The sequence below is a fragment of the uncultured Succiniclasticum sp. genome, assembly GCF_902793885.1.
Taxonomy (GTDB): domain Bacteria; phylum Bacillota; class Negativicutes; order Acidaminococcales; family Acidaminococcaceae; genus Succiniclasticum.
The window spans coordinates 42747-63511 of record NZ_CADBFF010000001.1 but is presented as its reverse complement, the minus strand read 5'-3'; the positions used below and the strand labels follow the sequence as shown (position 1 = coordinate 63511).

The 20765-nt window shown below is 47.2% G+C and carries 17 protein-coding genes; 1 reads left to right on the top strand and 16 read right to left on the bottom strand.

Annotated features, from left to right (window positions below):
* Positions 1-89: 89 nt before the first annotated feature.
* The 8 genes from QZV31_RS00320 to QZV31_RS00285 form a co-directional block, all read right to left on the bottom strand.
* On the bottom strand, positions 90-1349 hold the full coding sequence (locus QZV31_RS00320; RefSeq protein WP_295356554.1) for an ATP-binding protein: 1260 nt from the start codon (positions 1347-1349) through the stop codon (positions 90-92).
* Between the two features lie 222 nt (positions 1350-1571).
* Positions 1572-3026, bottom strand: coding sequence for an NADP-dependent phosphogluconate dehydrogenase (gene gndA, locus QZV31_RS00315; RefSeq protein ID WP_295356552.1), 1455 nt, complete (start codon positions 3024-3026; stop codon positions 1572-1574).
* A gap of 208 nt (positions 3027-3234) precedes the next feature.
* Complete coding sequence (locus QZV31_RS00310) at positions 3235-4287, bottom strand: ABC transporter substrate-binding protein (protein WP_295356549.1); 1053 nt, start codon at positions 4285-4287, stop codon at positions 3235-3237.
* A 233-nt stretch (positions 4288-4520) separates the two neighbouring features.
* On the bottom strand, positions 4521-5648 hold the full coding sequence (locus tag QZV31_RS00305; RefSeq protein ID WP_295356546.1) for an ABC transporter ATP-binding protein: 1128 nt from the start codon (positions 5646-5648) through the stop codon (positions 4521-4523).
* Between the two features lie 146 nt (positions 5649-5794).
* Positions 5795-7486, bottom strand: coding sequence for an iron ABC transporter permease (locus tag QZV31_RS00300; RefSeq protein ID WP_093729017.1), 1692 nt, complete (start codon positions 7484-7486; stop codon positions 5795-5797).
* Between the two features lie 257 nt (positions 7487-7743).
* Positions 7744-8601: a MurR/RpiR family transcriptional regulator gene (locus QZV31_RS00295; protein WP_295356545.1), complete on the bottom strand. Its 858-nt coding sequence runs from the start codon at positions 8599-8601 to the stop codon at positions 7744-7746.
* A gap of 246 nt (positions 8602-8847) precedes the next feature.
* Positions 8848-10335 carry a hypothetical protein gene (locus QZV31_RS00290; RefSeq protein WP_295356543.1) on the bottom strand — a complete coding sequence of 496 codons (1488 nt, stop codon included), beginning with the start codon at positions 10333-10335 and terminating at the stop codon, positions 8848-8850.
* Positions 10335-11777 (bottom strand): MBOAT family O-acyltransferase, encoded by a 1443-nt coding sequence (locus tag QZV31_RS00285; protein ID WP_295356541.1) that lies wholly within the window; start codon positions 11775-11777, stop codon positions 10335-10337. The genes QZV31_RS00290 and QZV31_RS00285 overlap by 1 nt, the downstream gene beginning before the upstream one ends.
* A gap of 212 nt (positions 11778-11989) precedes the next feature.
* Here QZV31_RS00285 and QZV31_RS00280 point away from each other — a divergent pair, with 212 nt between their 5' ends.
* Positions 11990-12349: a helix-turn-helix transcriptional regulator gene (locus QZV31_RS00280; protein WP_295356539.1), complete on the top strand. Its 360-nt coding sequence runs from the start codon at positions 11990-11992 to the stop codon at positions 12347-12349.
* A gap of 122 nt (positions 12350-12471) precedes the next feature.
* Here the strand turns inward: QZV31_RS00280 and QZV31_RS00275 are convergent, their stop codons facing one another.
* The 8 genes from QZV31_RS00275 to QZV31_RS00240 form a co-directional block, all read right to left on the bottom strand.
* Positions 12472-14169, bottom strand: coding sequence for a phospho-sugar mutase (locus tag QZV31_RS00275; protein WP_295356536.1), 1698 nt, complete (start codon positions 14167-14169; stop codon positions 12472-12474).
* A gap of 169 nt (positions 14170-14338) precedes the next feature.
* The gene (locus QZV31_RS00270; RefSeq protein ID WP_295356533.1) at positions 14339-15574 is read right to left on the bottom strand and encodes an NADP-dependent malic enzyme; all 1236 of its coding nucleotides are present in this window, start codon (positions 15572-15574) and stop codon (positions 14339-14341) included.
* 250 nt (positions 15575-15824) lie between these two features.
* The gene (locus QZV31_RS00265) at positions 15825-16208 is read right to left on the bottom strand and encodes a GtrA family protein (RefSeq protein ID WP_093729012.1); all 384 of its coding nucleotides are present in this window, start codon (positions 16206-16208) and stop codon (positions 15825-15827) included.
* A 50-nt stretch (positions 16209-16258) separates the two neighbouring features.
* Positions 16259-17566 carry an ATP-binding protein gene (locus QZV31_RS00260; RefSeq protein WP_366508666.1) on the bottom strand — a complete coding sequence of 436 codons (1308 nt, stop codon included), beginning with the start codon at positions 17564-17566 and terminating at the stop codon, positions 16259-16261.
* A gap of 302 nt (positions 17567-17868) precedes the next feature.
* Complete coding sequence (locus tag QZV31_RS00255; RefSeq protein WP_295356525.1) at positions 17869-18627, bottom strand: YdcF family protein; 759 nt, start codon at positions 18625-18627, stop codon at positions 17869-17871.
* Between the two features lie 59 nt (positions 18628-18686).
* Entirely contained in the window at positions 18687-19004 is a 318-nt protein-coding gene (locus tag QZV31_RS00250) for a type II toxin-antitoxin system RelE/ParE family toxin (RefSeq protein WP_295356522.1), read from the bottom strand.
* Positions 19001-19273, bottom strand: coding sequence for a hypothetical protein (locus QZV31_RS00245; RefSeq protein ID WP_295356519.1), 273 nt, complete (start codon positions 19271-19273; stop codon positions 19001-19003). Before QZV31_RS00245 ends, QZV31_RS00250 begins: the two co-directional genes overlap by 4 nt.
* Positions 19274-19612: 339 nt before the next feature.
* Positions 19613-20632, bottom strand: coding sequence for a virulence RhuM family protein (locus QZV31_RS00240; protein ID WP_295356516.1), 1020 nt, complete (start codon positions 20630-20632; stop codon positions 19613-19615).
* Positions 20633-20765: the final 133 nt, after the last annotated feature.

Genomic DNA, 20765 nt, shown 5'->3' with positions numbered 1-20765 from the left:
GAAACCAAATCTATCTAAAGCCTATAAATAACAGAAAAGCTCAAAAGAAACAGCATCGCAAAACCGGAAACGCTTGCTATTCCATGGACTCATTTGATTGCCTCTGCGGTGTATTTCGTTCCTCTGCCATTACCGACAGACTGCACATAACCTTTATCCATGAGCCTGCGCAAAATGGAAACCACTTTCGTTTTTCCGAAGCCGGTTTCTTCAACAAGAGAAGAACTTGGCAGAGCCCTTCTCTTGATCAGCAGATAAATCCGGTTCTCATCCGCAGTTAACGCATTGCAAGCGTCCATCACCGGAAGCATTATCTTAATCGAATTCTCAAACACTTCAAAGATCGGTTTTCTATCGTTATCTTTATACGATTCTTTAATCCTGCGGATTCCGGTCCCAAACCGCTCTATTAAATGCAACCGGAAAAAGAGATTGCCGATAATTCGATTTCGAAGAACAGAAAGACCTCCCCTCAAATACTCTTCTTTCGTTACACCCTGCGGCAGCCCGCCGGGAGACGTAATCTCAATTTTATCCGGGAACATTTCAACATGAATATTGGTTTCTACATCCCATGTTCTGTGAACCAGCGCGTTGGCAACCGCTTCACGATAAGCTGCTTCCGGAATCAGAATGACAGTTTCCCTTTCACTGCCATTGATTTGTTCATATTGATAATATTTACGATACATAGATAACGCTGCATCATACTGGGTCAGGATAGATTCCCGCTCATGCAACTCCCGGTCAAGCAAAATATTTATACTGTCTCCAAATCGTATCATGTCAATACCGGAAAAACTGTTTTGATCTGCTAAAAGCTCTGCCGCAACGGTAAAGCCTTCCCCGTCTTTATACAACTCCAGCGTCTTTAATGTATCCGGCGTAACATTCTCCAGATGCAACACCGTTTTAAGTTTTCTCTCCAAAACAGCAAAATGCAATTCCTGATTACGTGCCACAGACTCTTCAAATGAAAGATTCTGTCCTTCCAAAATCAATCTGGTCAAGGACAGACGGTCAACAGGCACTGTTGCGGAATCATTCCGACGATACGCTTTTGCCTTATACAGATACGGTTTATGCAACCCTTCCGAAACAGTTAAAGTAATCACTGATGTTCTTTCATTAATTTCCAGAATATATTCCGGTACAGGGTCAAGACTGTCGTTAATGCGGTTTTCTATATCCAGGCATACTTTTTCCGGATTCTCTATGCCTTTCACTACACCATTATCCATAACGCCAAAAAGAATTTTGCCCGTCCCATAATTAGCAAATGCGCTGACAGTTTTTAAAAATGTATTAGTAACGGATTCTTTAAATTCCAAATTCTTTGATTCTCTCACAGTGCGCCTCCTGATAATAAACGAATTTTCGTCGATACCATTTTAACAAAAAACGAACGAAAAAGCAACCGTAAAATTTTTCGTTCGTTTTTTTGTTCGTTTTTGTTTTTTCTTTCTACAGCATAATAGGATGCTGGCAGCAAACCTTTTTCCAGACGTTGGCGAAGGAGATAAAACACCCTCGTCTGTCACCGAAGGTGTTTTTAGTTTCAGCTTTGTTCTTTATTCCATCCATTCTGTATGGAAGGTGCCTTCTTTGTCCACGCGCTGATAGGTGTGGGCGCCAAAGTAATCCCGTTGGGCCTGCAGCACATTGGCGTTGCCGCTGGCGGTGCGGTAGGCATCAAAGTAGGACAGGGCACTGCTCAGCGCCACTACGGACACACCCCGTTCCGCGGCCAGCGCTACTACGCGGCCCCAGCCGGCCCGGGCTTTCTTCAGTGCTTCCGCGAAGAAATCGCTGAACAGCAGGTTCTTCATACCGGCCTGTTTCGCAAAGCTTTCGCTGACGTCATCCAGGAACCGGGCCCGGATGATGCAGCCGTTCCGCCAGATTTTGGAAATCTTATCCATCTGCAGGTTCCAGCCGTAAGTCTCGCTGGCGGTCCCCAGCAGGTTGAAGCCCTGGGCGTAAGCGCAGATTTTTGCCGCATACAACGTGTTGCGCAAATCTTCCAGCAGCTGCGCTTTTTCTTCCGCCGTAAAGGTTTCTTTCCGGCAGCAGGCAGCGGCTTCCAACACTTCCGGCAGTTCTGCGTACACTTTTTCCAACGCAGTCCGTTCTTCTTTATAGGTACTCATATTACGGGCAAACACCGCTTCCGTAATGGTCGGCGTAGCCACACCCAGTTCCAGGGCGCTCATGCTGGTCCAGCGGCCGGTGCCTTTCTGCCTGGCCACGTCCAGAATCACATCCACCATGGCCCTGCCGGTCTCCCCATCTTTTTTCTTTAAAATGTTGGCGGTGATCTCAACTAAATAGGAAGAAAGCTCCCCTTTGTTCCATTCGTCCCAGACCTTTGCCATCTCTTCCGGCTCCATGCCCAGCACCTGCCGCATGATGGTGTACACATCAGCGATGAGCTGCATGTCCGCATACTCGATGCCGTTGTGGACCATCTTCACATAATGGCCGGCACCGTCGCTTCCGATATAGGTGACGCAGGGTTCCTTGCCGCTCTCCCCCGCCTTGGCGGAAATGGCCTGCAGCATGGGTTCCAGCTGCACATAGGCTTTTTCAGTGCAGCCCGGCATCAGGCTGGGTCCGTGAAGAGCCCCTTCTTCGCCGCCGCTGACACCCATGCCTACAAATTCCATCCCCAGTTCCGCCAGCTTCGCGCTGCGCCGCCGGGTATCCTCAAAATAGGAATTGCCGCCGTCAATGACAATATCGCCCTTCTCCAGCAGCGGAGTCAGCGTATCCAGCATGGCATCCACCGGCGCCCCCGCCTGGATCATCAGAATGATCTTCCGGGGCCGTTCCAGATTCTGCACCAGCTCTTCCAGACTGTACGCCGCCTGCAGACAGGGATCGCTGCCAAAATTTTTCATAAACTCATCCGTTTTGGCTGCGGTTCTGTTAAAAACAAGAACCGGAACATTTTTACTCGCCAGGTTTCTCGCAAGGTTAGCCCCCATAACAGCCAAACCGATCAAGCCGATTTTTGCATTTTGCATTCGTTTGCTCCTTTATATGAACAAGTGGAGAAAAGCGCCGGGCTTACCCCGGAAGGGCTTGCCCCATCGAAGCGTGTCGCGACGAACCGCAACTCGGATTGCGCGTGAGTCGGCGATGCGATTCGGGGGAGGGAGGGGTAAGCCCGGCGCTTTATAATTTTTCAAAAAAGGCGCACGCAACACGCATGCGCCTTTGGGATGGCAATGATTATTTCTTAACAGCCTTGTTCCATGCTTCCAGCAGGCGGGCACGGTTGTCGCCGGACCACTGGAAATCGTATTTCAGCAGCTTCGCGTCTTTGAAAGCCAGCGCTTCTTTCGGCGGATTGGCTTCCGGATTGGTCAGGAACTGATAGGAATTGTTCTTCTGACCGATTTCCTGGGCTTTCTTCGTTAAGCACCAGTCGATGAACTTCTTGGCAGCTTCCTTCTGGGGAGCGTTCTTGATCATGGCAACAGCGCCCAATTCGTAAGCGGTGCCTTCTTCCGGCAGGGACAGAGCCACGTTCTTGTTGCCTTCCTTCATCAGGCGGATGCCGTTATGCAGGTAGGTGATGCCGATGGCGCATTCGCCCAGAGCCGCGGAACGGGCCGGAGCTGCGCCGGCTTTGGTGTACTGTTTAACCTGTTTGTCCAGTTTGGCCAGGTAATCCAGGCCTTTTTCTTCGCCCAGGCGCTGTACGGTTGCGGAAACCAGCACATAACCGGTGGAAGCGGACCCCGGGTTGCCCATAACGATCTGACCCTTGAATTCCGGTTTCAGCAGGTCATCCCAGGATTTCGGGGGCTGCGCTTTGTGTTCCTCAAACCAGCGTTTGTCCAGGATAAAGCCCAGATAGCCCTGGTAAATGCCGGTCCAGAAGCCTTCCGGATCCTTGAATTCGGCTTTGATCTTTTCCGCATTGGGGGACTTGTAAGCTTCCAGCAGGCCTTCCTTTTTCGCCATGATGAAGCTGTCGGCGCTGCCGCCATACCACAGGCTGGCCTGGGGATTGTTCTTTTCTGCGCGGATACGGCTCAGGGTCTCGCCGCCGGACATACGCACGAATTTCACTTTGATGCCGGTATCTTTTTCAAACTCGGAAGCCACCACCTTGGCTGCCTGTTCTACGATACCCATGTACATAACCAGTTCTTTGTCGTTGCCTTTCGCTGCTTTCTTGTCGTCAGCCTTTTTGTCTCCGCCGCCGCAGCCGGCAAACGAAACGGTCAGTGCTGCCATGGCTGCCAGTGCAGCTGCTTTTTTCCAGGTAAATTTCATGTTCCTTTTCCTCCTTAAAAAATATAAAATGTATTGTTTTTTTAGAGCCGGCACCGGGAACGTTTGAATAAGCGAAGCACTCCCGAAGGGCGCGAGGAATTGTTCATTAAAGAAGGTCTTCCAATAAACGAGACAATTCTTTACACGGAACTACGCAACGCGGGACACACCCGAGCGTTTGCTGAGCGCTATGAAAACGTTTCCGGTGTCGGCATAATCATCACTGCTACAATTTATTTCTTTATGGCGTGCAGACTTTCCCGCTGAATGCGCAGATACACCGTCTCGCCGGGCTTGTAAACTTTCTTGCTGCTGGGGTTGTAGGTCTGGGTCACCAGTTCCTGGTCTCCCACCTGCACCACATAGTCCTGCATCTGGCCCATGTAGGTGGAGCTTGTAACTTCCGCCTTTACATCGCCGTCATCCGCCAGTTCAATGGCCTCCGGACGAATCACTACTTCCACCGTATCGCCGGCAGCCAGTTCGCCCTGAATGCACTTGGCAGTGAATTCCTGGCCGAACATTTCCACTACCGCGGTACCGATTTCCATGCCGGGGCCCGCCTTGCTTTCCAGCCTCGTGCCCTGGCTGCTGACGCTCTTCACCCTGGCCGGCACAAAGTTGGCGCTGCCGATGAAGTCCGCCACAAAGTGGCTGGCCGGGTACTGGTAAATCTCCGTGGGGCTGCCCACCTGCTCGATCTTGCCGCCGTTCATGATGATGACCTTGTCGGACAGGGCCATGGCCTCACTCTGGTCATGGGTTACGTACACGCTGGTGATGCCGATGCGCTGCTGGATCTTGCGGATCTCCGTGCGCATGTACACACGCAGCTTGGCATCCAGATTGGACAGGGGTTCGTCAAAGAGCAGCACCGCCGGTTCCATAACCAGGGCCCGGGCTAACGCCACACGCTGCTGCTGACCGCCGGAGAGCTGGTTGGGCATCCGGTGTTCCATGCCCTTCAGGCCTACCAGGTCCAGCATCTTCATTACTTTTTCCTCGATGGTCTTCTTGTCCATCTTTTTATTTACCAGGCCGTAGCCTACGTTATCATACACATCATAATGAGGGAACAGCGCGTAGCTCTGGAACACCATGCTGGAGTCCCGCTTGTCCGGGGTCAGCTCGTTGATGCGCACGCCGTCCAGGAGGATCTCCCCGTCGCTGATGCCTTCAAAGCCCGCGATCATGCGCAGGGTCGTGGTCTTGCCGCAGCCGGACGGTCCCAGCAGGGTCACGAACTGGCCGCTGGCGATATCCACGTTGATGTGGTCCACCGCCAAAAAGGTGCCGGTGCCTTCATGGGTCACATATTCCTTGGTCAGATTTTTTAACTGGATGCTAGCCTGTTTTGCCATTTTCAAATTCTCCTTCTCACTTGTCTGAATTACCCTGTGCTGCGTTGTCGTCGGTGGTCGTAGATTGGGCTACACCGTCCCTCCTCCGCCTTGCACAGGAAAATTTATCCTGCACAATACTTTTTCATGTTTTCTGTATGCCTGACTTATGCCTGACTTTTCTGCGGGTTGCTGCCCAGCCGGTTCAGCATCAGCTTAATGACTACAATTGCTACATATACAATGAGGATCAGGATGGTGGAGAAGGCCGAAGCCACACCGAACTGGTTGTCTTCCACCTGGTCCAGGATCAGGACCGTCAGCAGACTGTAGTTGGCGGACACCAGGAAGATGACCGCGCTGATACTGGTCATGCTGCGGATGAAGGAGTAGATCAGGCCGCCGAAGAAGGCGCTCTTGATCAGGGGCAGGGTCACCGTGGTGAACACCCGGCTGGCATTGGAACCCAGGTCCGCCGCCGCTTCTTCAATGCTGGGGTCAATCTGCTGCAGGCTGCTTTCCCCGGCCCGGATGCCGATGGGCAGGGCCCGGATCACAAACGCCGCGATAAGGATGGCCGCCGTACCGGTAAGCTGTACGGGAGGCTCGTTAAAGGTCAGGATGTAGCCGATACCGATTACGGTGCCCGGTACCGCGATACTCAGCAGGGACGAGAAGTTGATGAAGCCCCGGCCGATGAATTTCTTCCGTACCACCAGGTAAGCGATGATCATGCCCAGGATACCGGCGATGGGCGTGGCGATGATGCTCAGCAGAGTGGTGTCCTTGATAGCGTCCATGCCAACTTCCAGCGCGTATTTGTAATGGGCTGTGGTGAAACTGTAGTCAACGCCCCACATCTTAATGAAGGACGCGATAGGAATCAGGATGTAGATGGCCAGCACGATGGCGGTCACCAGGAAACAGAAGCCGCCCACCAGGCCCACGATCTGGGGATCGTCGATCATGGTGCGTTCCCGGGAGGCCTTGCCGGTTACGGTGATGTAGGTCTTCTTTTCAATCCAGTACTTGGACAGGATGAACAGGATGATGGCGATGTCCAGCAGCACTACCGCCACTGCCGCGCCGCCCTGCACGTCGTAGCTGCCGATGGCCTGCAGGTACACCTGGGTGGCCAGGGTGGAGAAGTTGCCGCCGATGGCCATGGGGTTAGCGAAGTCGGCCACCGATTTGATGAACACCAGCAGGAAAGCGTTGGCGATGCCGGGCCGTACCAGGGGAATCGTCACCGAACTGAAGGTGCGCCACTTGGAGGATCCTAAGTCCCGGGCCGCGTCTTCAATGCTGGGGTCGATGGATTGCAGCATGCCTGCCAGCAGCAGGAACGCGATGGGGAAGTAGGAAATCGTCTGTACGAAGATCAGGCCTTTCAGCCCGTAGATATTGGTGTTGCTCCAGCCCAGGAGACTGTAGGTCACCAGGCCCCGGCTGCCAAACAGCATGATGATGGACAGAGCCACGGAGAAAGGCGGCGATACCATGGGGAGGAGAGCCATCAGGTTGAAGAGCTTTTTGCCTTTGATGGCCAGATGGGACGAGCAGTAGGCAAAGAGGAAACCCACCGAAGTGGCCAGCACCCCCACGATGATCGCCAGCATCAGGGTGTTCACCAGCGCCTGATAGGTCTCGCTCATTGTCACGATGTTGACGTAGGCCTGCAGGCTGAAGTTGCCGTCCAGGTCCGTGAAGCTCTGTTTCACCACCATCAGCAGCGGCCACACCACAAAGACAAAAAGGGCCAGGATCATACCCACCGAGACCGTTGCAATAATCGGATCCCGGAACGTGTTCCTGGTCGTTTTAATCTGATTCGATATGTAAGTTCCCAGCTTTCCCATTTAGGAGCCCTCCCTGTTCATATTGAATAGTTTATTTCTTTTTTATTTTTCGTTTTGACTAATTTCTTTCTTTTTTCTTCATTCTAACGGGGAAAGACTATTCTGTCAAGCTGAAAACAGGGAGGTTTTTACACTTATAACACATTTTGTAAAATTATGAGATAATTTCTTTGGAACTGTTTTATTGTCACCGTTAACATGCAATTCGAAAAATTTTCTTCCTATTATATTAGGATGCGGGCAGCCATGAATCGTTATTACATTTTCTGCGCGGCAATGGCTTTCCGCACCTGCTTCATATTATCAATATACTCGTCCATGCAGCGCTGCATCACACCGGTGTACAGACAGTCAATAATCGCCAGATGTACCAGACGGGAGGCCATGGCCTCGCTGCGGTAGCTGGTCTCCCGGGCCAGCCCCGTCAGCACCACATCCGCCAGCTTCGTGGCCGGGGATTTCAGATAGCTGGTGATCAGAATGATCTTACTGCCCCGGGACCGCACCATCTCCAGCACCTTCAGCAGGTCAATGCTGGCCCCCGTGTGGGAAATGGCGATCACCACATCCTCCGGTTTCAAGAGGGACGCCGATGCGATTTGCAGATGGGGATCACTGTAGGCATGCACGTCCAGCCCGAACCGCATAAACCGGTGGGCGATGTCCTGGGCGATGTTGCCGCTGCCGCCGTAGCCGTAGGCATCGATCCGCTCTGTCTTCGACACCAGGTCAATGGCCTGCTCCAGCGCCTTGTAATCCAGCATCTTCTGGGTCTCCTGCAGGGCGTCGATCATATCCTGAAAGACCTTGCGGGTAATATCTCGGGGGGTATCGTCCGCATTCACTTCCTGGGACAGGGACTCCGCCGGGGAAAAGAGGTCCCCTGCCAACGCCTGCTTCAGGCCCTGGAAACCGCTGAATCCCAGCTTATGGCAGAAACGGAACACCGTGGCGTCCGCGCTGGACGTGGCGTCCGCCAGCTCGCTCATGGTCATGTGCATCACATCCGCCGGGTTCTTCAATATATAATCCGCCAGCTTCTGTTCCGATTTGGTCAGGCCGTTATAGCTGCTGCGCAGCAACGGCAGGCAGGTAGTCTGCTGAAAGTTTTCCATGAAAATCCCCCCCAAATAAAAATGATATAATATTGTCTGACGTCGTGAACGTTTCTGACAATATTATATCATAATTGATATAACTTGTAGTCACCAAATGAATTCCTATTATCAACATAATTCGTACTAAGAAAAAGTACGCTAGTTACTATAGCTTATCTTTTCATTATTGCAGCTATACTCAAGTTCCCCACGGTACATAAAAAGGCTGCAGATCACACCAACTCCTTAAGGAATTCACCCTATTTATCTTTTGGCTTGCGAATTACCGCAGGTATCAAAACAAACACTATCAATCACCATCTGTAATTCATTATCATAAATAACAAAATTCAATCCCCTTGAATTCTTTGAATACTCTCTTCCTTTAACAAGTATAGAACTTTTAGCTCCGCCCAGGTCTTTATAACCAGAGCTTTTAATCCGATATCCATCATTTTTGTTGCGGAAACGCCCCGCTTTATTTAATGGACCGCCTGAATACTCATATATTTCACCATTTGTTTTAACGCCTATATAGCTTTTGCGAAACATTGTTTTTCTGTCCCAATTCTGTTTAAAACCAATTTCTTTTAATAGCAATTTTGATGAATTCTTCATGTTATTTGCGGCATCATCCTTTGCACTAACGATTATGGTATACCTGTCATCTTTTATAAGTCTAAGATAATTATCAATGTCTTTTGTATCTGAAACTTTATAATTCTTTTCTATATTGTTTAAAGCAAATTTCGTGTTCTCAAACTGAATATCTTTAAAGCTTTTAACTTTATATTTATCGTGTAATAATTTGCCGATAAATGCAGATATTTTCATATTACCTCTAAAATTTCCATGATTCAACACGTTTTCCACAGTGGGATTTTTGCATATTTGCCTGTAATATATTTCTTCATTCAAATCTACTCGATCCACACCGTGTTTTCTACAAAGTTCCTTATGAAAAACATATTTTGAATCATCATATCCTCTTTGCGGTGTAATTACAGTAATCAATTTAATTTCATTCTTTTTACACAAATCTCTTATTTTTACAAAATACTCTTCCATAACTTTTTCTTTTTCAATAGGCTTAACCTTGCTGAAATTGACAGTAGTTATAGGTTTATAGTTTTTATAAAACCCGTCCTTACCAAAGAGCCAACCTTTTTGTATACTTTGATTTTTCTTAACAAAGTCGCTTTCATTTAAGCCTTTCCATCTCGTATGAAAACGAAAATTTGTCAAATAATAGCTTAATATCGTTTGTTTCTTATCTATCTTGCATATAGTATCAATGGCTTCCATTTTTACCAGTGATAGATGCATTGGGTCTATGCACTTTCTCGTTAGCCCTTCCGTGGTATTTAAAGGCGACTCCGGATGCCAATTATATAGAAATCGCCCTTCCAATACCACAACTTTTGGCTTTTGAAAACGCAATGCTTCTTCTAACCAAAAATAGCTTAGAATTATACTTTGTTGTTCACTTCCTAGATTGTAACTGCGAATTCCGTAATCATTATATATTTTTTGTGGGCAAAAATTATTAACTGCAACACTACTCCCCAAAAACAAAACATCTACAGTGTTCTTTTTCATGTTATAAAAGCCATTATAAGTTTCTGTGGATGGCCAAGGGGAATTACTTGAATAATACTTTGGTCTCAATAACCAATTAACATAATATAACGAGGAAGTTAGAATGCACAAAAAAAGTACAGACAATAAAATTTTTTTTACATTTTCTTTCATCAAAATCCCCCATAGATAAAATCTTTTGCATTAAATCCAAATCCATAGGTTCCAAAAACCCAAACCACGCAGATTGATACAATATAAATAATCCATCTTACAAGTAACGGTTGTGCATTAAACCAGTCCCGAATACAGTATTTTTCTTGTATCAGACTAACTATTATAAGAACTATTATTGAAGTACTCAGAACAATCCATTCTTTAATATCTAATCCTAATCCAAATATTTCATTATTAAATAGAATCCATGGGTTCAGGTAACACACCATATTCTTAATCATTTTAAAAGCAACTGTAAGCCCTTGCGCTCTAAAAATGATCCAGGCGAACATAACAAGAAAAAAAGTAATTAAAACATTTAAGAATTTGTACCAAACATTTTCCTTTTGAAAGCCTAAAACATTATAAAATTTATCAAATGACTTTTCTAAAACATCACCAACGATTTGATAAACACCGTGTAAAGCTCCCCAAAAAACAAATCGCCAATCAGAGCCATGCCAAAAGCCGCTTACTAAAAAAGTTATCATCAGATTCGCGAATTTAAAAGCTCTGCCGTTTCGATTTCCCCCAAGGGGAATATAAATATAATCTCTCAGCCAATAACTTAATGAAATATGCCAACGTCTCCAAAACTCTTTGACAGATGTAGAAAAATATGGATGACGGAAATTGTCTGTAATGTGAATACCAAATAGTTGTGCAACACCTTGGGAAATCGTCGTACAGGAATAAAAATCTGTATAAAGCTGTATACTATATAGTATGCCTGCAATCAAGACATAAAAGCCCACATAATCATTTGGGTTATTAAATACTGCATCTACAAAAACTCCTGCCTTATCTGCAATCATAAATTTTAAAAAGAAGCCCCAAATTATCAATTGAATGCCACGAACTATTTGTTCATAGTTAAATATATGCTCGCTAATCAGTTGTTTATGTAAATCAGAAAACCTTGGAATTGGTCCCTGTATAATTTGCGGAAAAAAAGATATAAATAACATGTATTTCAGATAGTTTTTTTCAGCAATAGTTTTATTCTGGTAACAATCAACCAAATATGAAATCATCTGCAATGAATAAAATGAAAGCCCTATAGGAATAAGAATCGAATATGTATTATGGTTTATGCCAGATAATTTAGCAAAATCAAGAAATTTTACAGTCAAAAGCGGTCCGGCAGAGGAAAGAACTGCTAAAATCAGCCAGATTTTTGAATCTTGAAACTTCTGGCGATTTAATAAAACACCCCATATATAACTTATAGTGATAGAAACTATAAACACAAAAATCTGTTGCCAATGATTGCAAGCAAAGTAATAAAAAGAAGTACTGCCAATTAATAATACCAACCACTGCCACTTTTTAGGTATCAAATAATATAAAACAAAAGATATCAATAAAAGAATATAAAATTCTATCGTTAAGTAATTCATATAAAACCTTTCTGAACAAAAAATCAAAATCCTAATATCCTAAAGCCAATATAACCTGCCGACAAATCTAAGCATGTGCTTTCAACAAAGTAAGTAATACTTTAGTTATTTTAATATATATTTCCATTATTTTCAATATCCTGTTTATCGTTACTTTCGTCCCAAAAAACATCTACTTGCTTTATAATTTCTATATAAGGCAGGTGCACACGATGTTAGATAAACTGATATTAGGAAAGAAAATTAAAGAAGCGCGCCAACGAACCGGGTTAAACCAATCGGATTTCGGCAAGAAGATAGGTATTTCAAAACAGGCCTTGTCCAGTATTGAACGTGGACTGTACTGGCCTGGGCTTGATACGTTGGAAAACATATCTGCATTGTGCGGGCTTACACTGAACGACTTTTCAGATAAATTCAGCACTCCCCATAGAATTTTAGAAGAGAGAGAGGAGTATAACACGTTCACCGACAGAGAGCGAAAACTTATCCATCGTTTCCGTCTACTACGCGATGACCAAAAAAAAGCATTGGAAATACTTCTTCACATTAGCAATTCCAATATAAAATAGCGTCACCACTTGATAATTAACAAGGGTGACGCTACATTTTTGTAAACTATTAAGTTGTTAGTTCAAAAAAGCAGCCGCAACCGTCAACCGGAGCGACTGCTCTCGCAGTAAATATAATTTGTTTATCCGTTGATCCGCTTCTTCAAATCTTCCACAATTCTCTTTTCAATGACTTCTGCCGCCACTTTATCCGGCGCGCTGACGGTAATGTATGTCTTCAGCTTCGGTTCGGTGCCGGAGGGACGCACTACTACGGAACCGTGGCCTTCCAGCAAGAACTTCAGCACATTTTCTTTCGGCAGCCCGTCGATGCCGGTGTTGTAGTCCAGCAGGGTTTCTACTTTACGGCCACCAAATTCTGTAATACCGGCGGTCTGGAAATCTTTCATGATCTCTTTCATCTTCGCAAAGCCCGCCGCGCCCTCAAACTGATAGGAGTACAGAGTGTTCAGGCAGTAGCCGTGGCGCTGGTACAGTTCCTCCAGTTTGTCCAACAGGCTGATGCCTCTCGTCTTGTAGTAGCAGAACATTTCGCAGATCAGGAAGGCGGCGTCCACCGCGTCCTTGTCCCGCACATAGGAACCGCTCAGATACCCGTAACTTTCTTCAAAGCCGAAAATGTAGGAATCGGCTTTCCCCTGTTTCTCCAGCAGCCCGATCTGCTCGCCGATGTATTTGAAACCGGTGAGCACGTTCACCGTGCGCACGCCGTAATGGCTGGCAATCTGTTCCACCATGTCCGTAGTCACAATAGTCTTGATCACCACCGGGTCCTTAGGCATGGTCCCGTTCTCCCTGCGGCGGGCACAGACATAATCCGTCAGCAGCATGCCCGTCTGGTTGCCGGTGAGGAGCTGGTAGTTTCCTTCCTTATCTTTCACTGCGATGCCCACGCGGTCCGAGTCCGGATCCGTGGCCAGCAGCAGGTCCGCATTGTACTTGGCCGCGTACTCCATGCCCAAAGCCATGGCTTCATGAATCTCCGGATTGGGATAGGGGCAGGTGGGGAAGTTTCCGTCGGGCTGTTCCTGTTCTTTCACCACGGTAATGTTGGTGTAGCCGGTTTCCTTCAAGGTCCGCAGCACCGGCTTCAGGCCCGCCCCGTTCAGCGGCGAGTACACGATGGCCACGTCCTTGTTGATTTCCGCATCGCCCACCACAGACTGCTTCTTCACTTCTTCCACGAAGGCGGTGTACACCTCGTCCGGGATCCAGGCAATGCTGCCGGCTTTCAGGCCCTCTTCAAAAGCGATCCGCTTGCTGTCCGCAAACAGGTCCAGCTTTTCAATTTCCCCCAGCACTTCGTTGGCCGCCGCGGTAGTCATCTGGCACCCGTCGGCCCCGTACACTTTGTATCCGTTATATTTGGAGGGATTGTGGGAAGCCGTCACCATAATGCCCGCCGCGCACTGCAAAGTCCGGGTAGCATAGGAAACACAGGGCACCGGCATCAGTTCTTTAAAAATGTAGGCCTTGATCCCATTGGCCGCAAACACCTCCGCTGCAATCTTCGCAAACACATCGCTCTTGATGCGGCTGTCGTAGCTGATGGCGATGCTGCGTTTTTCCGCCGGGAAGTGATTGATCACATAATTGCTTAATCCCTGGGACGCCCGGGCCACAATATACACGTTCATGCGGTTGGTGCCGGCCCCGATGACGCCCCGGAGGCCCGCCGTGCCAAACTCCAGATCCTTGTAAAACGCGTCCTCAATTTTTGCTTCGTCACCGGTCATGGCCTCCAGCTCCGGTTTCAGATCCGGATCCGCCACCGCCTTCTCCATCCAGATTTCATACTTTGCTTTTAATGTACTCTCCATGTCGCACCTCTCCAAAAACTATTTAAAAAATATAATCACCCGATTACTAACTTCCTATAATATTTAATTATAACAAATAACGGCACGAAATAAAAGGAGCTGTGACAAAAGTCACAGCCCCTCCAATGTTTTACTAAACTTTAAAATTGTTACGTTTCCTTACCACGGATTAATATCCTGCCAGCAGCTCTTCCGTGTGTTTATAAACCTCTGCCGGATCCTTGATCACCCGGGCCACGCCGGTTTCAATGGCTGCTTTGGCAACCGCTGCCGCAACCGCCGGAGCAACCCGTTTGTCAAAGGCATCGGCTACTACGTAATCTTCCCGCAGATCCTTGTCGTCGATCAGGTTGGCAATAGCATAGGTCGCCGCCACCTTCATCTTCTCATTGATCTCTCTGGCACGTACGTCGATGGCGCCGCGGAATACGCCCGGGAATACGTTTACGTTGTTAACCTGGTTGGGGGCATCACTGCGGCCCGTACCAGCTACCCGTGCGCCAGCCGCTTTGGCAAAGTCGTACATGGCTTCCGGAACCGGATTGGCCAGTGAGAATACGATGGAGTCCGGCGCCATGGATTTAATGATCTCTTCCGTAAATACGCCAGGGGAAGAAGCGCCGATGAGCACATCCGCGCCTACCGCCACGTCTTTCAGCTTGCCGCTGATCTTGTTCTTATTAGTGGTCTTGCACAGCATCTCCTGAATGCGGTCCAAAGGTTTGCCCCAATGGCAGCCTTCGTACAGGGTATCGTTGCGGCCTGCCATGATGAGGTTTTCCGCGCCCATTTCCACCAGCAGACGACCGATGGCCGTGCCTGCCGCACCGCAGCCGTTCATAACGATCTTGGCGGTCTTCAGGTCTTTCTTAACAAAACGCAGGGCGCCCAGTACCGCGCTGACAGCCGCGATAGCCGTGCCGTGCTGGTCATCGTGGAATACGGGGATATCCATGATCTCTTTCAGTTTATCTTCAATGTCGTAGCATTTCGGGGAAGAAATATCTTCCAGGTTGATGGCCGCAAAGGAAGTCTCCAGCGCTTTTACGATGGCAACAAACTTGTCGGGATCTTTTTCGTTGATGCAGACCGGAATCGCGTCCACACCGCCGAACCGTTTGAACAGGACAGCCTTGCCTTCCATAACCGGCATGGCAGCAGCAGCGCCGATGTCGCCCAGGCCCAGCACGCGGGTACCGTCGGTGCAGATACCGGCCATGTTGCCGCGGCAGGTGTACTCAAAGGCCATGTCCGGGGCTTTTTTGATTTCCTTGCAGGGTTCCGCCACGCCGGGGGTATAGGCAACCGCCAGGTCGTGCCGGTCATTCAGAGGCGCTTTGCAGCGGATCTCCATCTTGCCGTGATTCTCCAGATGCATTTTCAAGGACTCTTGCTGTAAATCCATGTACCATCCCTCCTAAATAAAATTTTCTCTTTTGCACGTTTCTATACTTTATAATACAGAATAGTATACACTAATTTCCATATTATGTTATATTACTATCATACTATATTTAAGAAGAATAAGCAACATAAAGCCAAATGATTTATGCAAAATATTTACGGGCCGGGGCACGTTTACAGATACGCGTTTCTGCCTGTTTATATAAAAATGATTTACAAAAGTACCCTTGAACTCCCTTTTTACAAATAATCTATCCCCGCACCGCTTTCCGTTTCATCACATAGTTCCAGAACATGACGATGAAAGTGGCCCCGATTTTCGCCAGCATGTAATGCAGGCCGAACTTTTCCACAAACAGCCACATGCAGACCTGGTTGATTCCCAGCCCCACGATGCTGGAGCCGATGAACAGCGCCGCCTGCCGGCCGGTCTGTTTCCCCGCGCCGGTAAATACGAATCTCACGCAGAGCCAGTAGTTGACAATGACCGAAACCGTAAAGGAGATGGCCGCGGAGTACAGGTAGTGGATGCCAAACCATTCAGTACATATGTACAGAAGGGCGTAATCCACCAGGAAGGATGCGCCGCCGACGATGGCGAATCGCAGGATTTCATAGAGTTGGTCTTTTTTCATATTGGTTCACCATAGTTGTTACGCTGCGTTTATATTGTCAGTATAACAGATTAATCTTTAATACAAAAAACAGCATATAGCGGAACAGACTTTATGTTATTCTCAAATCCGAAATTCTTCTCAGAAACACGAATGGAATACGCAGGAGCATACCGTTTTATATATTCATGCAAACTGGTTGCACTCACATGGCTGCCGCTTTTCACTTCTACAGGAATCAGCCTGCCCTGTAAGGGAACGATGAAATCAACCTCCTGGGTTCCTTTCTCATTTCTCCAGAAATACGGTCTGAATCCCGAGCGGATCAACTGGATCCCAACATAATTTTCTGTCATCCCACCCTTAAAATCCGTCAGTTCTTCTTCCATAAACAGGATATCCTCCGCCCGGATATCTTTCTGGGCGCAAAGGAGTCCCATATCCGACAAATAGATTTTAAAGTCATCAATATCTTTATAGTTTTCCAGTGGTTTCAGTACCTGACCGGCCCGCCAGATACGGAAAATCAGATTGGCAGAAGCCAACCATTCAATGGCGTTCTCATATTCTGCGGCCCGCGCGCCTGTTTTGATAATTTTGTACTGGAAGCGGGTATTCTTTTTGGAAAGCTGCACTGCCACAGTTCCATAAGTAAGACGGGTCTTCTTAATCTCGTTCGAACTTTCCTGGTACTTGCTCATATCATCCAGGTAATCCATCTGAACGGTTTCCAGCACATGCCGGACCTGCGTAAAATCCTCTGTATCCAAAAACCGGACCACGGCTTCCGGCATGCCTCCGACAGCCAGGTAGCGACGGTACAGCTTCAGGGCAGCCTCGTGCAGGGCGGCAGGCATGGGCGCATTTTTCCGGTAACAATCATAAATCTGTTTCACCAGATTCCCTTCCCCCATGGCCAGCAGAAATTCTTCCATATCCATGGGATACATGGTATACCGGTCTACCTTGCCTACCGGAAACGCAAACTTCTCGCGGTTAACAGCAACTCCGAGAAGGCTTCCGGCAGCAATCACATGATACTCCGGCGCTTCCTCACAAAAATATTTCAACGAGGTAACGGCCCGTTCACAAAGCTGGATCTCATCAAAAACAATCAGCGTTTTGCCTTTGGTAATCGTCTGGCCGCTGATGTGGGACAAAAGCGGCAAAAGATAAGATGGGCTGATGTTTTCTTCAAAGGTAGCGGCTAATGTAATATTGGTCTGAAAATTGAAATACGCCACATTATCGTAATTCTTTTTTCCAAATTCCAACACAGCATACGTCTTGCCAACCTGACGCGCCCCCTGAATAATCAGGGGTTTTCTGTATTTGTCGGCCTTCCAGCACTCCAAATAGGTTGAAACCTTACGGTACAGATACATAATGCGCCTCCCGATTTGGAATTTAGTGTAATTTTATAATAGCACAATACAGAATGTAATGCAAATAAATTATAAAAATTGCATTAGATTCTTTATTTAATCTGGTTTAAACCGGTTCCTTTTGGGATTTAGCAAATTACTTCCATAAAAAAAGTTTTTGCACTGAAATGCAAAAACTTTTTATAAATGTAAAGAAGCAAAATGCCTGTTCCGTTATGCAAGTTAACGTGAGCGTTTTTGAAAAAAACAAAATCGCTCACATTAAATTGATTGACCCCAAATTGACCACGGTTCTTTCACTGCGCCCCCAGCTTCACTGCCAGTATCCCCAGATACTCTTTCATGGCAATGGCAGAAGTCCGTACCGCTTCCGCAGACGGCGTAAAAGAAAACGCATCGATGGCAGTCTCTTTATTCGTCTTATAATCCGTCGGGTACGGGATCACACTCACACCTTCCCGCTCAAAAATCAGTACGGACCTTGGCAGATGGTAACCGGAAGTTACCAAGATAACTTTATCCATCCCCATCTTTTCACAAAGCTGCTTAGTATACCTGGCATTTTCCACTGTATTACGGCTTCGATCCTCTTTCAGTATAAACGCCTCGCCGATCCCGGCACCCTTCAACAACCGGTATTCAATCTCCGCTTCCGTCCCGGTATATGAAAACACCTGTCCGCCAGATACCAGGATTGGCAACTTAAGAGCCCTGTGCAACCGGATTCCCATCAACAGACGGTTGGCCGGGTCCGCGGCGGCCTGCCCTTCCCCGTCAAAATCTTTGACTCCGCCTACGCTGCCACCGCCAAGCACAACAATCGCATCCGCATTCCGCAAGGCAGACAGTTCCGGCTGCGCATAATAGTTTTCCAGCGGCTGCAGGAGACGGTCAGACACCAGGGTAATACTCAGCAAATACATCACCGCAAGGGCCACGAAATAATATCGCGTCCTCCGGGTTTTTACAAACAGCATATGGGCAAGCAACAGCAACAGTATAAACAAACCCGGCGGCAAAAGCCAGGCATACAGCAATTTTACGACATACAGCATGGTATCTCCGTTTCAATTATTCATCTGTTTGTGTATTGTATTTTATCGTGCCGTCCGTCTTACTCTTCTTCCCCAAAAAGCACCGTCATATATTCCTGCTTCTGCAACAGAACGCGAACGACCTCCACGTAATTGCCACGCACACGATAAAACGCCTTGTACGCCTTAAAATTCACAGAATAAAAACCGGTAAAGAGGCCCCGGTAATATAAAGGGATACCGCTTTCCGGAAACTCCCGTTTTTGCGCAATCACATCCAAAAAATCCGTAATATAACGCTCCGTAACCTCCAAACTGGCCGAAGCAGAAAACACATCATCCCAAACCTTATCTATATCCTTCCGGGCAGAAGGCGAATACCGGACTACGTAACTCACTTTGCCTCTTCCCTCCGGCGATGAAAGTGCTCTCTCATCTCTTCCTCAGATATCCAGCCTTCTTCTTCCGCAGACCGGATCCCCGCATTCAGTTCGCAGAACAACTGAATCATCGCCTCCGCCTTCTGGAAATGCTCCTCGTCCTTCATATCACGGATGCTGTAGGCGCCATGACCATTTCGGGTTAAATACACCGGGGAACCAGCCTTAACTTTTTCCAACACATTTCCATAATTACGCAGTTCAGAAACAGGAGCAATCACAGGCATAAGAGTACCTCAACTTTCATAAAAAATAAAACCGCTTTATATGATAACAGAACAACATATATCGTTTCGCAACAGCAACAAATTGCGCCGCTACCTCATGTTACCATAAAAGCAGTCTTGTTTCAATATTTTTTCGTAAAATTAGTCGAAGAATTTGAACGTTGTTTCAAACCGTTACAATTTGTAACGGTTGACTACAAATTGTAGTCAACTCACTACTTTCCCTCTTAATTCGAATTTTCAAAACGCTCCAATACTTTGCCGCACGTCTGCTATCAGGTTGATCGGTCAGTACACCTATAACATCAACCACAGGATTATTTACGTACCCTGCTAAAATTAATCCTTCTTCGTCCCAATCATCTTCTTCACTTCTTTGTCGAAATCAGATTCAATGCGCTGCGTTTTATTGAATTCTTCATACTCGGCTATAGCTTTTGCGTCGGCTGCATTTCTGGAAATACGACCGGAACCCTGCAAAATGTCATACCGGCGGAAAGCCAAGAACTCGTTCACGCTGGCAGCGAACTCTTCCATAGTAAATGTCATTTCCCTCTCAATCAGGTCTTCGATGTAATCAAAGTAACCTGAAACAGCGCTTTCCAGTCTCCGAATCTGTGTCTCACTGAGATAGTTTTTGGCAACCGTGACATCGGATTTCAGCACTCGGCCATCCGGGGAATTCTTCCAGACAGTAAGACCCATGTGTTCTTTTGTATGGTCTGCACGGCTGTGTATGATTTCCGCAGCAGTCTGGCCGGTAATCGCATAATGGAATTTGTTCTGGACCATAGCATAAAACTGGCGAGTAACTTCGGAGTCTTTATCATAATCGATACTGCACTCCGCAAAAATATCTGTGATCTGTTGCCAGATACGCCGTTCGCTTGCCCGGATAGAGCGGACACGTTCCAGCAGTTCGCGGAAATAATCCTTGCCGAAAATGGTGCGGGCCTGCTTCAGGCGCTCGTCATCCATCGCAAAACCTTTAATAATATATTCTTTTAGTATGCCGGCGGCCCAGATCCGGAACTGTGTCGCCCGACGGGAATTAACACGATACCCGACAGAGATGATGGCGTCAAGGTTGTAGAATTTAGTTTCCCGAGATTGTGTTTTTCCACGTATTGCACCATGTTGAGTGGTTGTTGCAATTTCTGCAACAACCACGTTTTCATCCAATTCACCTTCAACAAAAATATTCTTAAGATGTCTGCTTATGGAAGACTTGTCAACTCCAAACAATTCGGCCATGGCCTTCTGGGTCAGCCAGATGGTTTCATCTTTGATGATAGCATTAACGGAAACATCTCCATCGGCAGACCGATACATTAAAAATTTAAGCTGGTTTGTATCCATATTATTTCCTTTTTTTATCCGCCTCGTCAAGTTAACGTGAGCGTTTTTGAGAAAATATCAAAATTGCTCACGTTAACTTGATTGACACACCTTTTATTATCAAAACCTAAAATCCATTCCACGTTATTTCATA

What these genes read in the sequence shown, in the direction of transcription:
- QZV31_RS00290 (WP_295356543.1), bottom strand. Translation starts at nt 10,335, where the DNA reads ATGAAAGAAAATGTAAAAAAAATTTTATTGTCTGTACTTTTTTTGTGC.
- QZV31_RS00310 (WP_295356549.1), bottom strand. Translation starts at nt 4,287, where the DNA reads ATGAAATTTACCTGGAAAAAAGCAGCTGCACTGGCAGCCATGGCAGCA.
- QZV31_RS00300 (WP_093729017.1), bottom strand. Translation starts at nt 7,486, where the DNA reads ATGGGAAAGCTGGGAACTTACATATCGAATCAGATTAAAACGACCAGG.
- QZV31_RS00280 (WP_295356539.1), top strand. Translation starts at nt 11,990, where the DNA reads ATGTTAGATAAACTGATATTAGGAAAGAAAATTAAAGAAGCGCGCCAA.
- QZV31_RS00255 (WP_295356525.1), bottom strand. Translation starts at nt 18,627, where the DNA reads ATGCTGTATGTCGTAAAATTGCTGTATGCCTGGCTTTTGCCGCCGGGT.
- QZV31_RS00305 (WP_295356546.1), bottom strand. Translation starts at nt 5,648, where the DNA reads ATGGCAAAACAGGCTAGCATCCAGTTAAAAAATCTGACCAAGGAATAT.
- QZV31_RS00240 (WP_295356516.1), bottom strand. Translation starts at nt 20,632, where the DNA reads ATGGATACAAACCAGCTTAAATTTTTAATGTATCGGTCTGCCGATGGA.
- QZV31_RS00245 (WP_295356519.1), bottom strand. Translation starts at nt 19,273, where the DNA reads ATGCCTGTGATTGCTCCTGTTTCTGAACTGCGTAATTATGGAAATGTG.
- QZV31_RS00270 (WP_295356533.1), bottom strand. Translation starts at nt 15,574, where the DNA reads ATGGATTTACAGCAAGAGTCCTTGAAAATGCATCTGGAGAATCACGGC.
- QZV31_RS00285 (WP_295356541.1), bottom strand. Translation starts at nt 11,777, where the DNA reads ATGAATTACTTAACGATAGAATTTTATATTCTTTTATTGATATCTTTT.
- QZV31_RS00275 (WP_295356536.1), bottom strand. Translation starts at nt 14,169, where the DNA reads ATGGAGAGTACATTAAAAGCAAAGTATGAAATCTGGATGGAGAAGGCG.
- QZV31_RS00265 (WP_093729012.1), bottom strand. Translation starts at nt 16,208, where the DNA reads ATGAAAAAAGACCAACTCTATGAAATCCTGCGATTCGCCATCGTCGGC.
- gndA (WP_295356552.1), bottom strand. Translation starts at nt 3,026, where the DNA reads ATGCAAAATGCAAAAATCGGCTTGATCGGTTTGGCTGTTATGGGGGCT.
- QZV31_RS00295 (WP_295356545.1), bottom strand. Translation starts at nt 8,601, where the DNA reads ATGGAAAACTTTCAGCAGACTACCTGCCTGCCGTTGCTGCGCAGCAGC.